15 protein-coding genes are annotated in these 18,883 nt (G+C 63.7%); 8 read left to right on the top strand and 7 right to left on the bottom strand.

The features are described from left to right. Positions 1-248: 248 nt before the first annotated feature. The 7 genes from AB1N67_RS19855 (at position 249) to pcaC (ending at position 7,119) form a co-directional block, all read left to right on the top strand. Positions 249-1,109 carry a CoA transferase subunit A gene (locus AB1N67_RS19855; protein ID WP_043206410.1) on the top strand — a complete coding sequence of 287 codons (861 nt, stop codon included), beginning with the start codon at positions 249-251 and terminating at the stop codon, positions 1,107-1,109. Next, positions 1,106-1,885: a CoA-transferase subunit beta gene (locus AB1N67_RS19850; RefSeq protein WP_043206411.1), complete on the top strand. Its 780-nt coding sequence runs from the start codon at positions 1,106-1,108 to the stop codon at positions 1,883-1,885. The genes AB1N67_RS19855 and AB1N67_RS19850 overlap by 4 nt, the downstream gene beginning before the upstream one ends. Further along, positions 1,882-3,087 (top strand): 3-oxoadipyl-CoA thiolase, encoded by a 1,206-nt coding sequence (pcaF, locus tag AB1N67_RS19845; RefSeq protein WP_180962712.1) that lies wholly within the window; start codon positions 1,882-1,884, stop codon positions 3,085-3,087. Before AB1N67_RS19850 ends, pcaF begins: the two co-directional genes overlap by 4 nt. Positions 3,088-3,261: 174 nt before the next feature. Then, entirely contained in the window at positions 3,262-4,551 is a 1,290-nt protein-coding gene (locus tag AB1N67_RS19840; RefSeq protein ID WP_043206413.1) for an MFS family transporter, read from the top strand. 9 nt (positions 4,552-4,560) lie between these two features. Beyond that, positions 4,561-5,913 carry a 3-carboxy-cis,cis-muconate cycloisomerase gene (locus AB1N67_RS19835; RefSeq protein ID WP_102081795.1) on the top strand — a complete coding sequence of 451 codons (1,353 nt, stop codon included), beginning with the start codon at positions 4,561-4,563 and terminating at the stop codon, positions 5,911-5,913. An 11-nt stretch (positions 5,914-5,924) separates the two neighbouring features. Next, entirely contained in the window at positions 5,925-6,716 is a 792-nt protein-coding gene (pcaD, locus tag AB1N67_RS19830; RefSeq protein WP_102081796.1) for a 3-oxoadipate enol-lactonase, read from the top strand. Between the two features lie 10 nt (positions 6,717-6,726). Continuing rightward, positions 6,727-7,119: a 4-carboxymuconolactone decarboxylase gene (pcaC, locus tag AB1N67_RS19825; RefSeq protein WP_043206417.1), complete on the top strand. Its 393-nt coding sequence runs from the start codon at positions 6,727-6,729 to the stop codon at positions 7,117-7,119. 43 nt (positions 7,120-7,162) lie between these two features. Here the strand turns inward: pcaC and AB1N67_RS19820 are convergent, their stop codons facing one another. The 6 genes from AB1N67_RS19820 to ttgA all read right to left on the bottom strand — a co-directional run bounded on the left by AB1N67_RS19820 (position 7,163) and on the right by ttgA (position 16,234). Continuing rightward, complete coding sequence (locus AB1N67_RS19820) at positions 7,163-7,687, bottom strand: DUF962 domain-containing protein (RefSeq protein WP_102081797.1); 525 nt, start codon at positions 7,685-7,687, stop codon at positions 7,163-7,165. A 151-nt stretch (positions 7,688-7,838) separates the two neighbouring features. Further along, a complete protein-coding gene (locus AB1N67_RS19815; RefSeq protein ID WP_102081798.1) occupies positions 7,839-8,768 on the bottom strand; it encodes a LysR family transcriptional regulator in 930 nt (309 codons plus the stop codon). A gap of 190 nt (positions 8,769-8,958) precedes the next feature. Then, positions 8,959-10,212 carry an OprD family porin gene (locus tag AB1N67_RS19810; protein WP_102081799.1) on the bottom strand — a complete coding sequence of 418 codons (1,254 nt, stop codon included), beginning with the start codon at positions 10,210-10,212 and terminating at the stop codon, positions 8,959-8,961. Between the two features lie 260 nt (positions 10,213-10,472). After that, entirely contained in the window at positions 10,473-11,927 is a 1,455-nt protein-coding gene (locus AB1N67_RS19805) for an AdeC/AdeK/OprM family multidrug efflux complex outer membrane factor (RefSeq protein ID WP_367863337.1), read from the bottom strand. Beyond that, the gene (gene ttgB, locus AB1N67_RS19800; protein WP_043206423.1) at positions 11,924-15,076 is read right to left on the bottom strand and encodes a multidrug efflux RND transporter permease subunit TtgB; all 3,153 of its coding nucleotides are present in this window, start codon (positions 15,074-15,076) and stop codon (positions 11,924-11,926) included. The genes AB1N67_RS19805 and ttgB overlap by 4 nt, the downstream gene beginning before the upstream one ends. Positions 15,077-15,079: 3 nt before the next feature. Then, complete coding sequence (gene ttgA / locus AB1N67_RS19795) at positions 15,080-16,234, bottom strand: toluene efflux RND transporter periplasmic adaptor subunit TtgA (RefSeq protein WP_070576014.1); 1,155 nt, start codon at positions 16,232-16,234, stop codon at positions 15,080-15,082. Positions 16,235-16,489: 255 nt separating this feature from the next. On the opposite strand from ttgA, the gene AB1N67_RS19790 reads away from it, so the two are divergent. Continuing rightward, a complete protein-coding gene (locus AB1N67_RS19790) occupies positions 16,490-17,122 on the top strand; it encodes a TetR family transcriptional regulator (protein ID WP_043206425.1) in 633 nt (210 codons plus the stop codon). A gap of 92 nt (positions 17,123-17,214) precedes the next feature. Here AB1N67_RS19790 and AB1N67_RS19785 read toward each other — a convergent pair whose 3' ends face one another. Continuing rightward, entirely contained in the window at positions 17,215-18,666 is a 1,452-nt protein-coding gene (locus tag AB1N67_RS19785) for an MDR family MFS transporter (RefSeq protein WP_102081800.1), read from the bottom strand. Positions 18,667-18,883: the final 217 nt, after the last annotated feature.

Here is an 18,883-nt window from a genome sequence, read left to right as displayed (position 1 = left end):
TGGAGGAGCGATTTACCCGCAGATGGGAGGGTGCACCTCACCGATGTTTCGCGGTTAAACCCGGCTCCACGCAGGTGTGCCCTGGGTCTGGGACGAATGGATAGCAGAACAACAAATGGTTCGATAATCGCACAAAAGTGCGATTATCGGATTGTAAGCACCCCGGCGTCCTCCTTAATCTGAGCCCATCGCAGCGATGCATCGGCCCGCTGCTCCCTGACCCGACTCGTCCTGACCAGGAGTCTCCAATGGCAGCAATCCTCTCGCTTCATGATGCCGTGAAGCAATTCATCCAGGATGGCGACACCGTCGCCCTCGAAGGTTTCACCCACCTGATCCCGACCGCCGCCGGCCATGAGATCATCCGTCAGAACAAGCGGGACCTGACCTTGGTGCGCATGACCCCGGACCTGATCTACGACCAATTGATCGGTGCCGGTTGCGCGCGCAAGTTGATCTTCTCCTGGGGCGGGAACCCCGGTGTGGGCTCGCTGCACCGCCTGCGCGATGCGGTGGAAAAACACTGGCCTCACGCCATCGAAATCGAAGAGCACAGCCACGCCGACCTGGCCAATGCCTACGTCGCCGGTGCTTCGGGCTTGCCCTTTGCCGTGCTGCGCGCCTACGCAGGTTCCGACCTGCCGAAGGTCAACCCGCTGATCAAGAGCGTGACCTGCCCGTTCACCGGCGAAGTACTCGCCGCCGTGCCTTCGGTGCGCCCGGATGTCACCGTGATCCACGCACAAAAAGCCGACCGCAAGGGCAACGTACTGCTCTGGGGCATCCTGGGCGTGCAGAAGGAAGCGGCCCTGGCGGCCAAGCGCTGCATCGTCACGGTCGAGGAAATCGTCGATGACCTGCAGGCCCCGATGAACGCCTGTGTACTGCCGACCTGGGCGCTCAGCGCCGTATGTCTGGTGCCCGGCGGCGCCCATCCGTCCTACGCCCATGGTTACTACGAGCGCGACAACCGCTTCTACCAAGCCTGGGACCCGATTGCGCGCAACCGTGAGTCGTTCACTGCCTGGATCGACACCTACATCCGTGGCACCGCTGACTTCAATGAATTCAAGGCCAAGCTGGCCAGCACCGCGGAGGCTGCGCAATGAACTATTCCACTTCCGAGATGATGACTGTCGCCGCAGCCCGTCGCCTGCGTAACGGCGCGGTCTGCTTCGTGGGGATCGGCCTGCCGTCCAAGGCCGCCAACCTGGCACGCCTGACGTCCTCCCCGGACGTGGTGCTGATCTACGAATCCGGCCCGATCGGTGCCAAGCCCAGCGTGTTGCCGCTGTCGATCGGCGACGGCGAGCTGGCTGAAACCGCCGATACCGTAGTGCCAACCGCCGAGATCTTCCGCTATTGGCTGCAAGGCGGGCGCATTGACGTGGGCTTCCTTGGCGCTGCCCAGGTCGACCGCTTCGGCAACATCAACACCACCGTTGTCGGTGACTACCACGCGCCCAAGACGCGCCTGCCGGGTGCTGGCGGCGCACCGGAGATCGCCGGTTCCGCCAAGCAGGTGCTGATCATCCTCAAGCAGTCGCCTCGTGCGTTCGTCGAGAAACTGGACTTCATCACGTCGGTCGGTCACGGCGAGGGCGGCGATTCGCGCAAACGCCTGGGCCTGCCGGGCGAGGGCCCGGTCGGGATCATCACCGACCTGTGCATCATGGAACCGGAAGCCGGCACCCATGAGTTCGTGGTCACCTCGATTCATCCAGGCGTGACCCGCGAGCAGATCATTGCCGCCACCGGTTGGCCGATCCGCTTTGCCGACAGCGTGCAGACCACCGATGCCCCCACCGAGGTCGAGCTGGGCGCGCTGCGCGACCTTGAGGCCCGTACCGCCGCCGCCCATGGCCAGACGGCAGGAGAAGCCTGATGCGTGACGTATTCATCTGCGACGCCATCCGCACCCCCATCGGCCGCTTCGGCGGCGCCTTGGCCGGCGTGCGTGCCGATGACCTGGCGGCGGTGCCGCTCAAGGCATTGATCGAGCGCAACCCGCAGGTCGACTGGACGCAGCTCGACGAAGTGTTCCTGGGCTGTGCCAACCAGGCCGGCGAGGATAACCGTAACGTGGCGCGCATGGCGCTGCTGCTGGCCGGCCTGCCACAAAGCGTTCCGGGCGTGACCCTCAACCGCCTGTGTGCCTCGGGAATGGATGCTGTCGGCACCGCGTTCCGCGCCATCGCCAGCGGCGAGATGGAGCTGGCCATCGCTGGCGGGGTGGAGTCCATGTCCCGTGCTCCTTTCGTCATGGGCAAGGCCGAGAGCGGCTACTCGCGCAACATGAAGCTTGAGGACACCACCATCGGCTGGCGCTTCATTAACCCGCTGATGAAGGCCCAGTACGGCGTGGATGCCATGCCCGAGACGGCCGACAACGTGGCGGACGACTATCAGGTTTCGCGCGCCGACCAGGACGCTTTCGCCCTGCGCAGCCAGCAGAAGGCTGCGGCAGCCCAGGCGGCTGGGTTCTTCGCCGAAGAGATCGTACCGGTGCGTATCGTTCACAAGAAGGGCGAGACCCTGGTCGAGCAGGACGAGCACCTGCGCCCGGAGACCACTCTGGAGGCTCTGGCCAAGCTCAAACCGGTCAATGGCCCGGACAAGACGGTCACTGCCGGCAACGCTTCGGGCGTCAACGACGGTGCGGCCGCGTTGATCCTGGCGTCGGCTGAAGCGGTGAAAAAGCACGGCCTCACCCCGCGTGCACGGGTGCTGGGCATGGCCAGCGCCGGTGTGGCGCCTCGGGTGATGGGAATCGGTCCGGTGCCTGCGGTGCGCAAGTTGACGGAGCGGCTGGGCATTGCGGTGACAGATTTCGATGTCATCGAGCTGAACGAAGCCTTCGCCAGCCAGGGCCTGGCCGTACTGCGCGAGCTGGGTGTCGCCGATGACGCCCCTCAGGTCAACCCCAACGGCGGGGCCATTGCCTTGGGCCATCCGCTGGGCATGAGCGGGGCCCGCCTGGTGCTGACCGCACTGCATCAGTTGGAGAAGCGCGGCGGGCGCAAAGGCCTGGCGACCATGTGCGTGGGCGTTGGGCAGGGGCTGGCATTGGCGATCGAGCGCGTTTGATCGGGTGTTTGGACCCATCGCGGGGAAATCGGAGCGGCGGTTTAGCGCTCCGATTTACCCGCGAATAGGGACTGCCGGAACCTCGCTCCACGTAAGGTGCAGGCCGGGCTGCGGAACGAGACTGTTACTGGGTGTGTCTAGACTTAGCAATGGCCTTCCAGGAGTAAGCACGTCATGACCTCTAGCTATTACACAGGCGAAGAACGCAGTAAGCGCATCTTCGCGATCGTCGGTGCCTCCTCGGGCAACCTGGTGGAATGGTTCGACTTCTACGTCTATGCCTTCTGCGCGATCTACTTCGCCCCGGCGTTCTTCCCTTCGGACGATCCCACCGTGCAGTTGCTCAATACTGCTGGGGTGTTCGCCGCAGGCTTCCTGATGCGTCCGATCGGAGGTTGGATCTTCGGCCGTCTGGCTGACCGCCATGGGCGCAAGAATTCCCTGATGATCTCGGTGCTGATGATGTGCGGCGGCTCGCTGATCATCGCTTGTCTGCCTACCTATGCGAGCATCGGCACCTGGGCGCCGGCCCTCCTGTTGCTGGCGCGGCTGATCCAGGGCCTGTCGGTGGGCGGTGAATACGGCACTACCGCGACCTACATGAGTGAAGTGGCACTGCGCGGGCAGCGCGGCTTCTTTGCCTCTTTCCAGTACGTCACGCTGATCGGTGGGCAGTTGCTGGCGGTGCTGGTGGTGGTGATCCTGCAGCAGTTGCTGACCGAGGATGAGCTGCGTGCCTATGGCTGGCGTATCCCGTTCGTGGTGGGCGCCATCGCCGCGCTGATCTCGCTGATGCTGCGCCGTTCGCTGAAAGAGACCAGCAGCGCCGAAACCCGCCAGGACAAAGAGGCCGGCACCATCAGCGGGCTGTTCCGTAACCACGCCGCGGCGTTCATCACCGTGCTGGGCTATACCGCCGGCGGTTCGCTGATCTTCTACACCTTCACCACGTACATGCAGAAGTTCCTGGTCAACACCGCCGGGATGAACGCCAAGAGCGCCAGCTTCGTGATGACCGGGGCGCTGTTCCTATTCATGATCCTGCAGCCGCTGTTCGGCATGTTGTCCGACCGCATTGGCCGGCGTAACTCGATGATGTTGTTCGGCGCCTTGGGGACGCTGTTCACCGTGCCACTGCTGATGGCGCTCAAGACCGTGACCAGCCCATTGCTGGCCTTCGTCCTGGTGACGCTGGCGCTGTGCATCGTCAGTTTCTACACCTCGATCAGCGGCCTGGTGAAAGCCGAGATGTTCCCCACGCAAGTGCGTGCCTTGGGCGTCGGCCTGGCTTATGCGGTGGCCAACGCGGTATTCGGCGGTTCAGCCGAATACGTGGCCCTGGGCTTGAAAACCCTGGGAATGGAGAACACCTTCTACTGGTACGTGACCGCCATGATGGCGGTGGCCTTCCTGTTCAGTCTGCGCCTGCCGAAGCAGGCTGCGTACCTGCACCATGATCATTAAGGACGTTGCATGACCCACCAGCTCTTCGACGTTTACTTCACAGCGCCCGCCATGCGCGAGATCTTCTGCGATCGCGGTCGCCTGCAGGGCATGCTCGATTTCGAGGCTGCCCTGGCGCGCGCCGAAGCGGCCGTCGGGCTGGTACCGCACAGTGCCGTGGCGGCCATCGAGACCGCCTGCCATGCCGAGCGCTATGACATCCGCGCCCTAGCCGAGGCCATCGCCACGGCGGGCAACTCGGCGATTCCCTTGGTGAAGGCCTTGGGCAAAGTGATCGCCAGCGGCGTACCGGAGGCCGAGCGTTACGTTCACCTGGGCGCGACCAGCCAGGACGCGATGGATACCGGTCTGGTGCTGCAACTGCGCGATGCCCTGGCGCTGATCGAGGCCGATCTTGCCAAGCTGGCCGAGACCCTGGCGCGCCAGGCCCTGCTACATGCCGATACCCCTTTGGTAGGGCGCACTTGGTTGCAACACGCCACGCCCGTCACCCTGGGCATGAAGCTGGCCGGTGTGCTGGGCGCGTTGACCCGCCATCGTCAGCGTCTTGCAGAACTGCGTCCACGGCTGCTGTGCCTGCAGTTCGGCGGTGCTTCCGGCAGTCTTGCGGCCTTGGGCAGCAAGGCTCTGCCGGTCGCTGAAGGGCTTGCTGCGGACCTGGGCCTGAGCCTGCCCGAGCAACCTTGGCATACCCAGCGCGATAGGCTGGTGGAGTTCGCCTCGGTACTGGGGCTGGTGGCCGGCACGTTGGGCAAATTCGGGCGCGATGTGAGCTTGCTGATGCAGACCGAGGCGGGGGAGGTGTTCGAGCCCTCCGCGCCGGGCAAGGGCGGCTCTTCGACCATGCCGCACAAACGCAACCCGGTAGGCGCCGCGGTGCTGATCGGCGCCGCCACGCGAGTGCCGGGCTTGGTATCGACGATGTACGCCGCCATGCCTCAGGAACACGAGCGTAGCCTGGGCCTGTGGCACGCCGAATGGGAAACCCTGCCGGAAATCTGCTGCCTGGTGTCCGGCGCCCTGCGCCAGGCCCAGGTGATCGCCGAGGGCATGGAGGTCAATGCTACGCGCATGCGCCGCAATCTGGATTTGACCCAAGGCCTGGTGCTGGCCGAGGCGGTGAGCATCGTCCTGGCCCAGCGCCTGGGGCGTGATCGCGCCCACCATCTGCTAGAGGACTGTTGCCAACGTGCGGTGGCCGAGCAGCGCCATCTGCGCGCGGTGCTGGGCGAGGACGCGCAAGTCAGCGCCGAGCTGAGCGCCGAAGAACTCGACCGTCTGCTCGACCCTGCCCACTACCTGGGCCAGGCCCGCGTCTGGGTGGCGCGGGCCGTGGCCGAACATCAACGTTTCACTGCCTGAAGGAGACCGCTGTGGCGCAACTGCAACTGGCCGATGGCGTTTTGAACTACCAACTCGACGGCCCAGAGCACGCCCCGGTGCTGGTGTTGTCCAACTCGCTGGGTACCGACCTGCACATGTGGGACACCCAGATTCCGGCGTGGTCCGAGCATTTTCGCGTGTTGCGCTACGACACTCGTGGTCATGGCGGCTCGCAGGTCACCGAAGGCCCTTACCGCATCGAACAGCTAGGCCGCGATGTGCTGGCGCTGCTCGATGCGCTGGATATCCCGCAGGCCCACTTCGTCGGCCTGTCCATGGGCGGCCTGATCGGCCAGTGGCTGGGCATCAATGCCGGCCACCGCCTACTCAGCCTGACCCTGTGCAACACTGCGGCCAAGATCGCCAACGACGAAGTGTGGAACACCCGTATCGACACGGTGCTCAAGGGCGGTCAGCAGGCGATGGTCGATTTGCGTGATGCCTCTATCGCGCGCTGGTTCACCCCAGGATTTGCCCAGGCCCAACCCGATCAGGCTCAACGTATCTGCCAGATGCTCGCGCAGACTTCCCCTCAGGGGTACGCGGCCAATTGCGCCGCGGTGCGTGATGCGGATTTTCGTGAGCAACTGGTCAGCGTCAAGGTGCCGACCCTGATCGTCGCGGGGACCGAGGATGTGGTGACCACCCCGGAACACGGTCGCTTCATGCAGGCGCAGATCCAGGGGGCAGCCTATGTGGAGTTTGCTGCGGCGCACCTGTCCAATGTCGAGATCGGCGCACCGTTCACCCGCCGGGTGCTCGATTTTCTGCTGACCTGCTGAGGAATTGGCGATGGATGAGAAACAACGCTACGAGGCAGGCATGCAGGTGCGCCGCGCCGTACTTGGCGATGCCCATGTGGACCGCAGCCTGGAAAAGCTCAACGACTTCAATGGCGAGTTCCAGGAGATGATCACCCGGCATGCCTGGGGCGATATCTGGACGCGCCCGGGTTTGCCCCGGCATACCCGCAGCCTGATCACCATCGCGATGCTGATCGGCATGAACCGCAACGAGGAGCTCAAGCTGCACCTGCGTGCGGCCGCCAATAACGGCGTGACGCGAGAGCAGATCAAGGAAGTGATCATGCAGAGTGCGATCTATTGCGGGATCCCGGCGGCCAATGCCACCTTCCACCTGGCTGAGTCGGTGTGGGATGAGCTTGGGGTCGAGTCGCGGCAGTGAAACCTGGCGGGGTCGCATTGCGGCCCCTCGCAGGTGTGTGACGTCAGGCTGTCGCTTTCTTCTGGCGCACCGCCACCGGACCTGCCTTGGTTTCCACGGCGCGCTTGAGCGCCGGACACAGCCCCAGCATGAACGCCAGCTCCGCCACCACGAACAGCGGCCCGATGATCAGCCCGCTGATATCGTCCACGAACGCCGGCTTGCGGCCTTCGTAATAATGGCCGACGAACTGGATGATCCAGCCCACCACGAAGGCGCCGAGCCCGGCGCTCAGCCACAGCCCGGTGGCCTGCACCGCAAGTGTCTGGCCAACCCACAGGCACCCGCCCAGTAACGCGCCCATCACCAGCCCGAAGCGCACATCCAGACGCAGGTAGAACCACACCGAGGCGGCGGCGACCAGCAGCGCCGGGGAAAGCCACACCCCCAGCATTGAGCCGCCGGGGCGTGACAGCAGGATGGTCACCGCCAGCACGATCAGCGGAATACCGACGAAATGGGTGGCGATATTGCGTGGGTCACGGTGGTAGCTGGCGTACTGGCTCAGGTGGTCGACGAGGGTTTTCATTGTTGTTTCTCCCTGGGGGCCTGATTGGCTGATGCCTGTCCCGGCGTTTTCGCAGGTTTACCTGCGAAAGGGCTTGTCTGAGCATAGCGCCCGGACATCATGGCCGGAACCTGGTGCAGGTGATGGCCTGTTATCACCGCAGCGAATGGCGTTACCCCAGGCTGCGGGCGGAGGGCTGTGCGGGCGTGTCGAGTCTCACCAGGGTCTCGATCATGGCCCGCGCCGCAGGCGACAGCCGGTAGCCACTGCGGCTGATCACCCCACATCGCAGGCTCAGCACCTCCAGCCCTGGCGGCAGGTTGCGCCAGTGCAGCCGAACCAGGCGGCCGGCTGCCAGGTCCTCGGCGATCGCCTCTTCGCTGGCGTTGCCGATGGCGTCGCTGGCCAGCACGACACTGCGCAGCACGGCCAAGTGTTCGGTTTGCAGGTGAGGCGTGAAGTCGCTGCGCCCGCTCAAGTTGGCCAGTCGTTTGCGCACACCGGAAACGAGCAGGGCGCTGGCCAGTGGATAGGCGAACAGGTCGTTGGTCGACAGGCTGTCCTTGGCCAGCAAGGGGTGCCCGGGGCGGCAGAAGAACAGGCCAGGGCGTGGCGTCAGCGGTTCGGTATGAAAGTACGGGTCGGCCTCGAAGGGGCGGATGTCATCGACGAAGAACTCTATTTGCTCACGGCGAAGTGCCTGGCCCAGCTGCTCTGCATTGTTCACTTGCAAGCGGGTGAGGATCCCTGGGTGGGTCTGGATGAAATGGCTCAGAGCCTCGGGCACCAGACGCGCAGCCAGGGCCGGCCCGCTGCCGAAATGCAGCTCGCCGGCGTCGAGCTTGGTCATCTGGAGCACATCGTTGCTCAACTGCGCGGCACCCTGGACCAGTCGCCTGGCATGTTGCAGTACCACCTGCCCTTCAGGGGTGGGCTGCAGCGCCTTGCTGGCGCGGTCGACAAGCGGGCAACCCAAGGTCTGCTCCAGGCCCTGGATGGCGCGGCTGAAGGCCGGCTGGGTAATGCCCATGGCTTCGGCGGCGCGAACGAAACTGCGATATTCGGTCAGGGCAATGAAGTAGCGCAGTTGGCGAAGGTCCATGTTCGGGCTCTGGTGCGGGGATCAGGGCTCGGTTTTAGCGGGTCGTTACATATAGCGTCAAAGAATTTTATTTGATTTGGTTATTCTTTTTGGTTATTTGCCGGTGATCAGACGATGCGCGGTGTGAACCCGCTCCCACAAAGTCGACGGTGATCTTTGTTGGAGCGGGTTTACCCGCGAAGTGTCCTGGCTAGAGCAGGTTCAGCGGGTAGCTGATGATCAGTCGATTCTCGTCGAACGCGTTGGTGCTGAAATCCCGGCGCATGGTGGAGTTGCGCCATTTAAGCGACAGGTCCTTGAAGGAACCGGCCTGGATCACGTAGGCAAGCTCGGTTTCCCGCGCCCACTCCTTGCCGTCGGTGACGCCGCCGGCCTGCACATTGTCGCCTTTGATGTAGCGGTTCATCAGGGTCAGCCCGGGCACGCCGAGGGCGACGAAGTTGAAGTCGTGTCGCACCTGCCAGGAGCGCTCTTTGGCGTTGTCGAAGCTTGAGTTGTAGCTGTCGTTGGCCAGGGTGCCGCCGCTGGTCCCGTTGACCCGCATCCAGGCGTCGTCACCGCTGACCTTCTGCAGGCCCAGGTAGAACGTATGACCCTGGTAGCGTGCCGAGAGCATGGCCGAGGCGGTGCGGTTGTCCAATTTGCCAGCGCGCTCGGCACCGTCCTCGCCGCCGACGAAATAACCGAGGTTGGCGCCCAGGGTCCAGTCGCCCAGAGGCTGGCTGTGCACCAGGTTGACGTACTGTTGGCGGTAGATGTCCTTGAGCTGGGCATTCCACAGGCCAACCAGCGTGCGCTTGTCGTTGAAGGTGTATTCGCCGCCGGCGAAGTTGAACCGGTCGGAGGTGAAGGCGGCGCGGCCATTGAGCGACATGTCTTCCATGCTGGCGTCGTTGCGCGGGCTGTTGCCACGGAACTGGCCGGCATACAGGGTCAGCCCGGCGATCTCCTGGGAGGTGAGCTGGCCGCCGCGGAAGGTCTGTGGCAGTGAGCGGCCATCGTCCGAGCGCAGGATCGGTAGCACAGGCATCCATTCACCGACCTTCAGTTCGGTCTGCGACGCCTTGGCTTTGAGCGCGATGCCAAGGCGGCCGAAATCATCGGCGGGGCGGCCGTCGTCGTGCACGGGCAGCAGGTGAGTGCCGGCTGTGCCTTTGCCGCCATCGAGCTTGATCGAATACAGCCCGAGCACGTCCACGCCGAAACCGACGGTGCCTTGGGTGAAGCCGGAGCGGGCATCGAGGATGAAGCTCTGGGTCCATTCCTCGGCTTTGCTCTGGCGATTGACCGGGTCGACGAAGTTGCGGTTGATGTAGAAGTTGCGCAGGTTGAGGGTGGCCTTGGCGCCTTCCACGAAACCGCTTTCAGCGGCCAGGGAGGGCAGGGCGCAGAACAGGGCCAACAGGCCGGGCAGCAGTTGGCGTGCGGGTTGCAAAGTGCTCATCGGTTGCGGATCTCTTGTTTTTATTCGGGCGAGCCGGTGCGCTGCGGGTGCGGGCCGCAGGGTGTGGCGTCTTTTGTGAGAGCGTGTGCAACGTTGCGTGGGCGATGGTGCGGTGCAAGGTGAGGGCGAGGCAATTCGCCCAGTGCGGAACGGGGCGATTATCGAACGGAATGTCGACGTGGTTAATTCGGGGGCGCGGTGGGGCTGTCCCATAAAAAAAGCCCACCGCGAGGGTGGGCTTGATGCTGCTAGCGGGTCGCTCAGCCTTTCGGTGTTTCCACCGAAGCCTGCTGGTTGGCCTGCCCGGTCTGCTCGTACCAGCCGCCACCGAGGGCCTTGTACAGGTTGACCTCGCTGACCAGCTGCGAGAGCCGGTCGTTGATCAGCGACTGCTGCGAACTGAACAGGTTGCGCTGGGCATCGAGGAAGGTCAGGTTGCTGTCGATCCCGATGCGGTAGCGGCGCTCGGCCAGGCGGTAGTAGTCCTGGTTGGCGGCCACCAGGTCGCGCTGGGCCTGCAGCTGCTCCTCGAAGGTCTTGCGTGCGGCCAGGCCATCGGAGACTTCCTGGAAGGCGGTCTGGATGGTCTTTTCGTACTTGGCGACGTTGATGTCCTTCTGGATCTTCGAGTAGTCCAGGCTCGCTTTCAGGCTGCCGGCGTTGAAGATCGGCAGGTTGATCTGCGGCTGGAACAGCCAAGTGCCCGACCCGCCCTTGAACAGCCCGCCCATGTCCGGGCTCAGGGTGCCGGCGTTGGCGGTCAGGCTGATGCTCGGGAAGAACGCAGCGCGGGCCGCGCCGATATTGGCGTTGGCGGCTTTGAGCAGGTGCTCGGCTTCCTGGATGTCCGGACGCCGTTGCAGCAGATCCGATGGCAGGCCGGCCGGGACCTCGGCCAGTTGATCGGCGTCGAGCTGAAGCGGTGCCGGCAGGTCAGCCGGCACGCCAGTGCCCAGCAGCACGGTCAGGCTGTTCAGGTCCTGGGCGACCAGGCGCTGGTACTGCGCGAGTTTGACCCGCGCGCCTTCAACGGCGGTGCGGGCCTGGCTCACATCGAGCGCTGAGGCAACACCCACCTCATTGCTACGGCGGGTGAGGTTGTAGCTTTCGACGTAGGTCTTGAGGGTCTCTTCGGTCAGCTTGAGCTGCGCTTGGTCGGCCTGCCAGGTGTAGTAGGCATTGGCCACGCTGGCGACCAGGCTGATTTGCGTGGAGCGGCGGGCCTGCTCGCTGGAGAGGTAGGTCTCCAAGGCCTGCTCGGTGAGGCTGCGCACACGGCCGAACAAGTCCAGCTCATAGGCGCTGACACCCAGGGTGGCCGAGTACTGGCTGGTGATGCCCGCTTCGCCGGTCTGCGACATGTTCGCCGGTACCCGCTGGCGGCTGCCACTGCCATTGGCCGATACCGCCGGGAACAGGTCGGCCCGCTGGATGCGGTACTGGGCCCGGTAGGCATCGATGTTCAGGGCGGCGACGCGCAGGTCGCGGTTGTTGACCAGCGCGGTCTGGATCAGTTGCTGCAGCGCAGGATCATGGAAGAACTGACGCCAGCCCTGCTCGGCCGCGGCTACGTCGGCCGACTGGGTCGGCGAGTACGCAGGGCCTTGCGGCCACTGCGCCGCCACTGGCGATTCAGGGGTCTGGTAGTCAGGGATCAGCGAGCAGCCGCCAAGGATGAAAGCGGTTGCCGCCAGGGATAACAAAGACTTGGTCATTGCCCAGCCTCATAACGAGTAGTTTCAGGGGTGGCGTCGGATTCAGGCTTCTTGCTGCCGAACAGCGACGACACTGCAACGAAGAACAGCGGTACCCAGAAGATGGCCAGCACGGTCGCACTGATCATACCGCCGATCACCCCGGTGCCGATGGCGTGCTGGCTGCCCGAGCCTGCGCCGCTGGCGATGGTCAACGGTACCACGCCGAGGATGAACGCCAGCGAGGTCATGATGATTGGGCGCAGACGCATGCGGCAGGCCTCGATGGCTGCGTCATACAGGCTGCGGCCCTGCTCGTGCAGTTCCTTGGCGAATTCGACGATCAGGATCGCGTTCTTCGCCGCCAGGCCGATAGTGGTCAGCAGGCCGACCAGGAAGTACACGTCGTTGGACAACCCGCGCAGGCTGGCGGCGATCAGCGCACCGATGATACCCAGCGGTACGACAAGCACGACGGCGATCGGAATCGACCAGCTTTCGTACAGCGCTGCCAGGCACAGGAACACGAACAGGACCGAGAGGGCGAACAGCGCCGGCATCTGCGAGCCGGAGAGTTTCTCCTCGTAGGACATGCCGGTCCAGGAATAGCCGATGCCAGCTGGCAGTTCGCCCGCGATGCGCTCGACCTCGGCCATGGCTTCGCCGGTACTGTAGCCCGGTGCCGGGGCACCGAGGATTTCGACCGCTTCCACACCGTTGTAGCGCGAGAGCTTCGGCGAGCCATAGCTCCATTCGCCCTTGGCGAAGGAGGAGAACGGCACCATCTCGCCCGCGCCATTGCGCACGTACCACTTCTGCAGGTCTTCCGGGCTCATCCGGGCGCTTGGTTCGCCCTGGATGTACACCTTCTTGACCCGACCGCGGTCGATGAAGTCGTTGACGTAGTTGCCGCCCAAGGCGATCGACAGGGTGGCGTTGATGTCGGCGATGGTCACGCCCAAGGCGCTGGCACGTTCGTCATCGATGATCAGCTGGTACTGCGGCTCGTCGTTCAGGCCGTTCGGACGCACCGCGGTGAGCACCTTGCTCTGGGCGGCCTTGGCCAGGAACTGGTTGCGTGCTTCCATCAGTTTTGCGTGGCCGACACCGGCGCGGTCCTGGAGGAACACGTCGAAGCCGGTGGCGTTACCCAGTTCGAGTACCGCAGGTGGCGCGAAGGCGAACACCATGGCGTCACGGAAGCTGAAGAAGTGCTGCTGGGCGCGGGCCGCGAGGTTGAACACGCTGTTTTCCGCCGAGCGTTCGTCCCATGGCTTGAGCATGATGAAGGCCATGCCCGAGCTCTGGCCGCGGCCAGCGAAGTTGAAGCCGTTCACGGTGAAGACCGAGGAGACGGTGTCAGCTTCGTCCTTGAGCAGGTACTCGCGCATCTGGTCGACGACCACCTGGGTACGTTGGGCACTGGAGCCGGCCGGGGTCTGAACCTGGGCAAACAACACGCCTTGGTCTTCCTCGGGCAGGAACGCTGTGGGAATGCGCATGAACAGCCAGACCATGCCGACCACGATCAGGGCGTAGGCCAACAGGAACGGGAACTTGTTGCGCAGGATGCCGCCGACGCTGCGCTCATAGCCTTGCACGCTGCGGTCGAAGTTGCGGTTGAACCAGCCGAAGAAGCCGCGCTTGGCCACATGATGCTCGCCCTTTTTCAGGGGTTTGAGCATGGTGGCGCACAGTGCCGGGGTGAAGATCAGCGCCACCAGCACCGACAGGCCCATGGCCGAAACGATGGTGATGGAGAACTGACGGTAGATCACACCGGTGGAGCCGCCGAAGAAAGCCATCGGCAGCAGTACCGCCGACAGCACCAGGGCGATACCCACCAGGGCACCCTGGATCTGTTCCATGGAGCGCTTGGTGGCCTCCTTGGGCGGCAAGCCCTCTTCGGACATGACCCGCTCGACGTTCTCCACCACGACGATGGCGTCGTCCACCAGCAAGCCGATGGCCAGGACCATGGCGAACATGGTCAGGGTGTTGATGCTAAAGCCCGCGGCGGCAAGGATGCCGAAGGTACCCAGCAACACCACCGGTACGGTCATGGTGGTGATGATGGTGGCGCGGAAGTTCTGCAGGAACAGGTACATCACCAGGAACACCAGGACCACCGCCTCGATCAGCGTGTGGATCACGCCGCTGATGGATTCAGTGACCACCGGAGTGGTGTCGTAAGGGAACACGGCCTTCACGCCCGGCGGGAAGAACGGCTCCAGGTCGCTGATGGTCTTGCGCAGCGCCTTGGCGGTATCCAGGGCGTTGGCCCCGGTGGCCAGCTTGATCGCCAGGCCCGAGGCCGGGAAACCGTTGTACTGGGCGCTGATGGCGTAGTTCTCACCGCCCAGGCCGACCTTGGCGACATCGCTCAGACGCACCTGGGAGCCGTCGCTGTTGACCTTGAGCAGGATCTTTTCGAACTGCTCGGCGGTCTGCAGGCGGGTCTTGCCGATGATGGTGGCGTTGAGCTGGGTACCGGGCATGGCAGGTAGACCGCCGAGCTGACCGGAGGATACCTGCACGTTCTGCGCGCTGACCGCGTTGCGCACGTCGACCGGAGTCAGCTGGAACTTGTTCAGCTTGGCCGGATCGAGCCAGATACGCATGGCGTACTGGGCACCGAACACCTGGAAGTCACCCACGCCGGCAGTCCGCGAGATCGGATCCTGCATGTTGGAGACGATGTAGTTGGACAGGTCGTCCTTGGTCATGCTGCCGTCTTCGGACACCAGGCCGATCACCAACAGGAAGTTCTTCACTGCCTTGGTGACGCGGATACCTTGCTGCTGCACTTCCTGCGGCAGCAGCGGGGTAGCCAGGTTCAGCTTGTTTTGCACCTGGACCTGCGCGGTATCAGGGTTGGTGCCCTGCTCGAAGGTGGCGGTGATGGTCATGCTGCCATCGGAGTTGCTCTCCGAGGAGACATAACGCAGGTTGTCGATACCGTTGAGCTGCTGCTCGATGACCTGTACCACGGTGTCCTGCACCGTTTGCGCCGAGGCGCCCGGATAGGTCACGGCGATCGCGATGGCCGGCGGTGCGATGCTCGGATACTGGTTGATCGGCAGCTTCAGGATGGAGAGCGCGCCGACCAGCATGATGACCAAGGCGATCACCCAGGCGAAGATCGGGCGATCGATAAAGAACTTCGACATGGTTTACTCCGCTTTGGCGTCTACTTTCGCAGTGCTGGCCTGGTCTGGGCTGCCTGGCTTCTTGACGTTGGTGGCTTCGCTGACCTTGACCTCGACACCAGGGCGCACGAACTGCAGCCCTTCGGTGATGAGGCGGTCGCCTGGGTTCAGGCCTTCCTCGATCAGCCAGTCGCTGCCCAGGGTACGACTGGCCTTGAGCTGGCGCAGTTCGACCTTGTTTTCCTGGTTGACCACCAGCGCGGTGGGGGTGCCCTTCAGGTCACGGGTCACGCCCTGTTGTGGTGCCAGGATGGCGTTGGCATTGACCCCGGCCTTCAGGCGGGCGTGAACGAACATGCCCGGCAGCAGGGTGTGGTCAGGGTTGGGGAAGATGGCGCGCAAGGTCACGGAACCGGTGGTTTCGTCGACCGCGACTTCGGAGAACTCCAGCCGACCTTGCTGTTTGAACAGGCTGCCATCCTCAAGTACCAGCTGGACGGAGGCGGCGTTCTCGCCGGCCTTCTGCAACTGGCCGCTTTCCAGGTCGCGTCGCAGCTTGAGCAGCTCGGCGGTGGACTGGGTGACATCGACGTAGATCGGGTCGAGCTGCTGGATGGTGGCCAACGCGTTGGCTTGGCCATTGCTCACCAGGGCACCTTCGGTGACGGACGAGCGCCCGACACGACCGCTGATCGGCGCCAGAACCTTGGTGTAGCGCAGATCGATCTGGGCGCTTTTGAGCGAAGCCTCGGCCTGCAATCGTTTGGCATTGGCGTCGTCGTATTCCTGCTTGGAGACAGCCTGCTCGTCGATCAGTTGCTTGTAGCGCTCGGCCAGCGAACGGGTAGCTTGCAGGTTGGCCTGGGCATTGGCCAGGTTGGCTTCGTAGACGGCCGGGTCGATCTGATACAGCTGCTGACCTTCCTTGACGTCACTGCCTTCCTTGAACAGGCGCTTGAGAATGATGCCATTGACCTGTGGGCGGACCTCGGCGACGCGGAAGGCGGTGGTACGCCCCGGTAGCTCGGACGTCAGGGTATAGGCCTGAGGCTGGAGAGTGACAACGCCGACCAGAGGAGCCTGCGCCGCAGGCGCTGCTTCTTCTTTCTTACAGCCACTTAGCAGGGTTGCCAGGGCGACGGCGGAAACCAGGGCGGTGACGGCTGGCTTGAATTGCATAGGATCCTCGGGTCGCTAGAGCAGGGAGACGCTCAAGAATAATTGAAGTGTTTTCAGAAAAGGTGCTATCCGGTGGATAAATAGCTTACTAACGAATATACTTACATTCATGCTTGTTTGTAAATACCGCAGTCAGCCTTGAACGGGCGCTGCGGATCCGTCGAATACTCCCCGGGAGACGCCCTTAAAGAGGCGACCCCGGCCTGAACCCCGCGCGCCGGTCGAGCCTGCGGGTCGTGATGAGGTTGAGCTGCCATGGTCCGTCGAACCAAAGAGGAAGCCCAGGAAACCCGTGCCCAGATCATCGAGGCAGCGGAAAAGGCCTTCTACAAGCGCGGGGTTGCGCGAACCACCCTGGCCGACATCGCTGAACTGGCGGGTGTGACCCGTGGGGCGATCTATTGGCATTTCAACAACAAGGCCGAGCTGGTGCAGGCGCTGCTGGACAGCCTGCATGAAACCCATGACCACCTGGCCCGCGCCAGCGAGAGCGAGGACGAACTCGACCCGCTTGGCTGCATTCGCACCCTGTTGCTGCAGGTGCTCAATGACCTGGTGCTCGATGCCAGGACCCGACGCATCAATGAAATCCTGCACCACAAATGTGAATTCACCGACGACATGTGCGAGATCCGCCAGCAGCGCCAAGGCGCTGTGCTGGACTGCCACGAAGGCATCGCCTTGGCCATGGCCAATGCCGTGCGCCGTGGGCAGTTGCCCGAGGATCTGGATGTGCAACGTGCCGCTGTTGCGTTGTTCGCCTATGTCGATGGCCTGATCGGGCGCTGGCTGTTGCTGCCGGACAGCTTCGACCTGCTGCGCGATGTGGAGCGTTGGGTCGACACAGGGTTGGATATGCTGCGCTTGAGCCCTTCCTTGCGCAAATGACACTTTGTGAATGATTGTGATGAAGTGTTTCCCCCTTTCATTAAGGGGGAGTTAATGGTTATGCGCAGCCCAATGCAGTGTGGCAGATGACATCAACGTCCTCGTAGTTGCCGGTCGGGCATGACCAGCGCGGCGGCTAGGCCCAGAAGCGACAGGGCGGCACTGGTCATCAGCAAGTGACGGAAGGTTCGCAACAGCCGCGCTTGGGTCAATGGGTCCGGTTCGCCTGCCTGCAGGCTACCCAGCAGCGGATTGCCCAACGCCTCGAAACCGTCCTGATGCAGCAGCGCCAACAGCAAACTGGACATGCAGGCCACCCCCATGGCGCCGCCCAGGGCGCGGAACAGGTTGGTGGTACTGGTGGCAACGCCGATGTCCTTGTGCTCCACCGCGCTCTGGGTCCCCACCAAGGAGGTCGGGAACTGCAAGCCGCAGGCAATACCGGTCAACAGCATGAACACCGCGCCGAGCAGCGCCGATTGCGGTGGCGTGAGGGCCATGCCGAGGATAGCCAAGGGCATCAGTACGAAACCGATAACGATTTGCGGGCGATAGCGACCTGTGCGACTGGTCAGGCGTCCACCGGTGAAGGCGCCCAGGGGCAGCCCCATCGCCAGCGGCAACAGATAAAGCGCGGCGCTGTCGGCGCCTGCGCCGGTGATGCTCTGGTAGCGCAGAGGCATCAGCATGGTCAGCGAGATCGATTGGAAGCTGGCGAAGAAGATCGCGCACCAGCACAGCATTGCAGTGCGGTTGCCGAACAACTTGAGCGGCAACAGCGGCTCTGGGCAGCGCCGCTCATGGCCGATGAACACCACAAGGCCCAGCAGGGCACCGCCCAGCAGTGCCAGCACCGGCGGCGATAGCCAGGCGTGGCCCTGACCGACCAAGGTGATACCCAGCAGTAGGCTGCCCAGGCCCAGGATCAGCAGCAGCGCACCGAGGTAATCCACCTGGGCCTCTCGGCGCTGTACCGGCATGCCGGCCAGGGCACGGCGGATCGCCCACAGGGCGAACAGACCCAGGGGCAGGTTGATCCAGAACACCCAGCGCCAGGACAGGTATTCGGTCAACCAGCCACCGAGCACCGGTCCGGCGACGCTGGCCAGGGCGTACATGCTGCTGAAATAGCCTTGGTAGCGGCCGCGCTCGCGAGGCGGCACGAAATCGCCAATGATCGCCTGGCTCACCGAAACCATGCCCCCTGCGCCAATCCCCTGGACCACCCGCGCCAGTACCAACTGCTGCATGTCCTGGGCCAGGGCGCAGGCCACCGAAGCCAGGGTGAACAAGGCCGTGCCCGTGAGGATCATGCGCCGCCGGCCATACAGGTCGCCGAGCTTGCCGTAGATCGGCACGGCGATGGTCATGGCTACCATGTAACCGGAGATGACCCAGGCCAGCAGACCGACATCGTTGAACTGTGCGGAAATCGCTGGCATGGACACGGCGACAATGGTCTGGTCCAACGCACCGAGAAAAATCGCCAGCATCAGGGCGGTGAGGACTGTGCGCAGGACAGTAGGGGGCAGGGCGGCAGTCACGGAAAATACCTTGTCGTGGTCGCTGTCTGGGGAGGTTGGCCGCGCCTCAGCCAAGCGCGGAGCAAGGCCGCATTGTAGCTGAGTTACGTAGCTTCCTATGTACTATGCGCATCCCCTATGCAAGATCGGCATTGGCGCATCCATCCAGTAGCGCATGGCTGCGTGATATCGTGATCTGACCGCAACGGCTGAAATCCGGGCTTTGCACCAGCATGGT

This window comes from Pseudomonas guariconensis, assembly GCF_040822035.1.
GTDB classification, from domain to species: Bacteria; Pseudomonadota; Gammaproteobacteria; order Pseudomonadales; family Pseudomonadaceae; genus Aquipseudomonas; species Aquipseudomonas guariconensis.
This window is presented reverse-complemented; position numbering and strand designations above follow the sequence as displayed.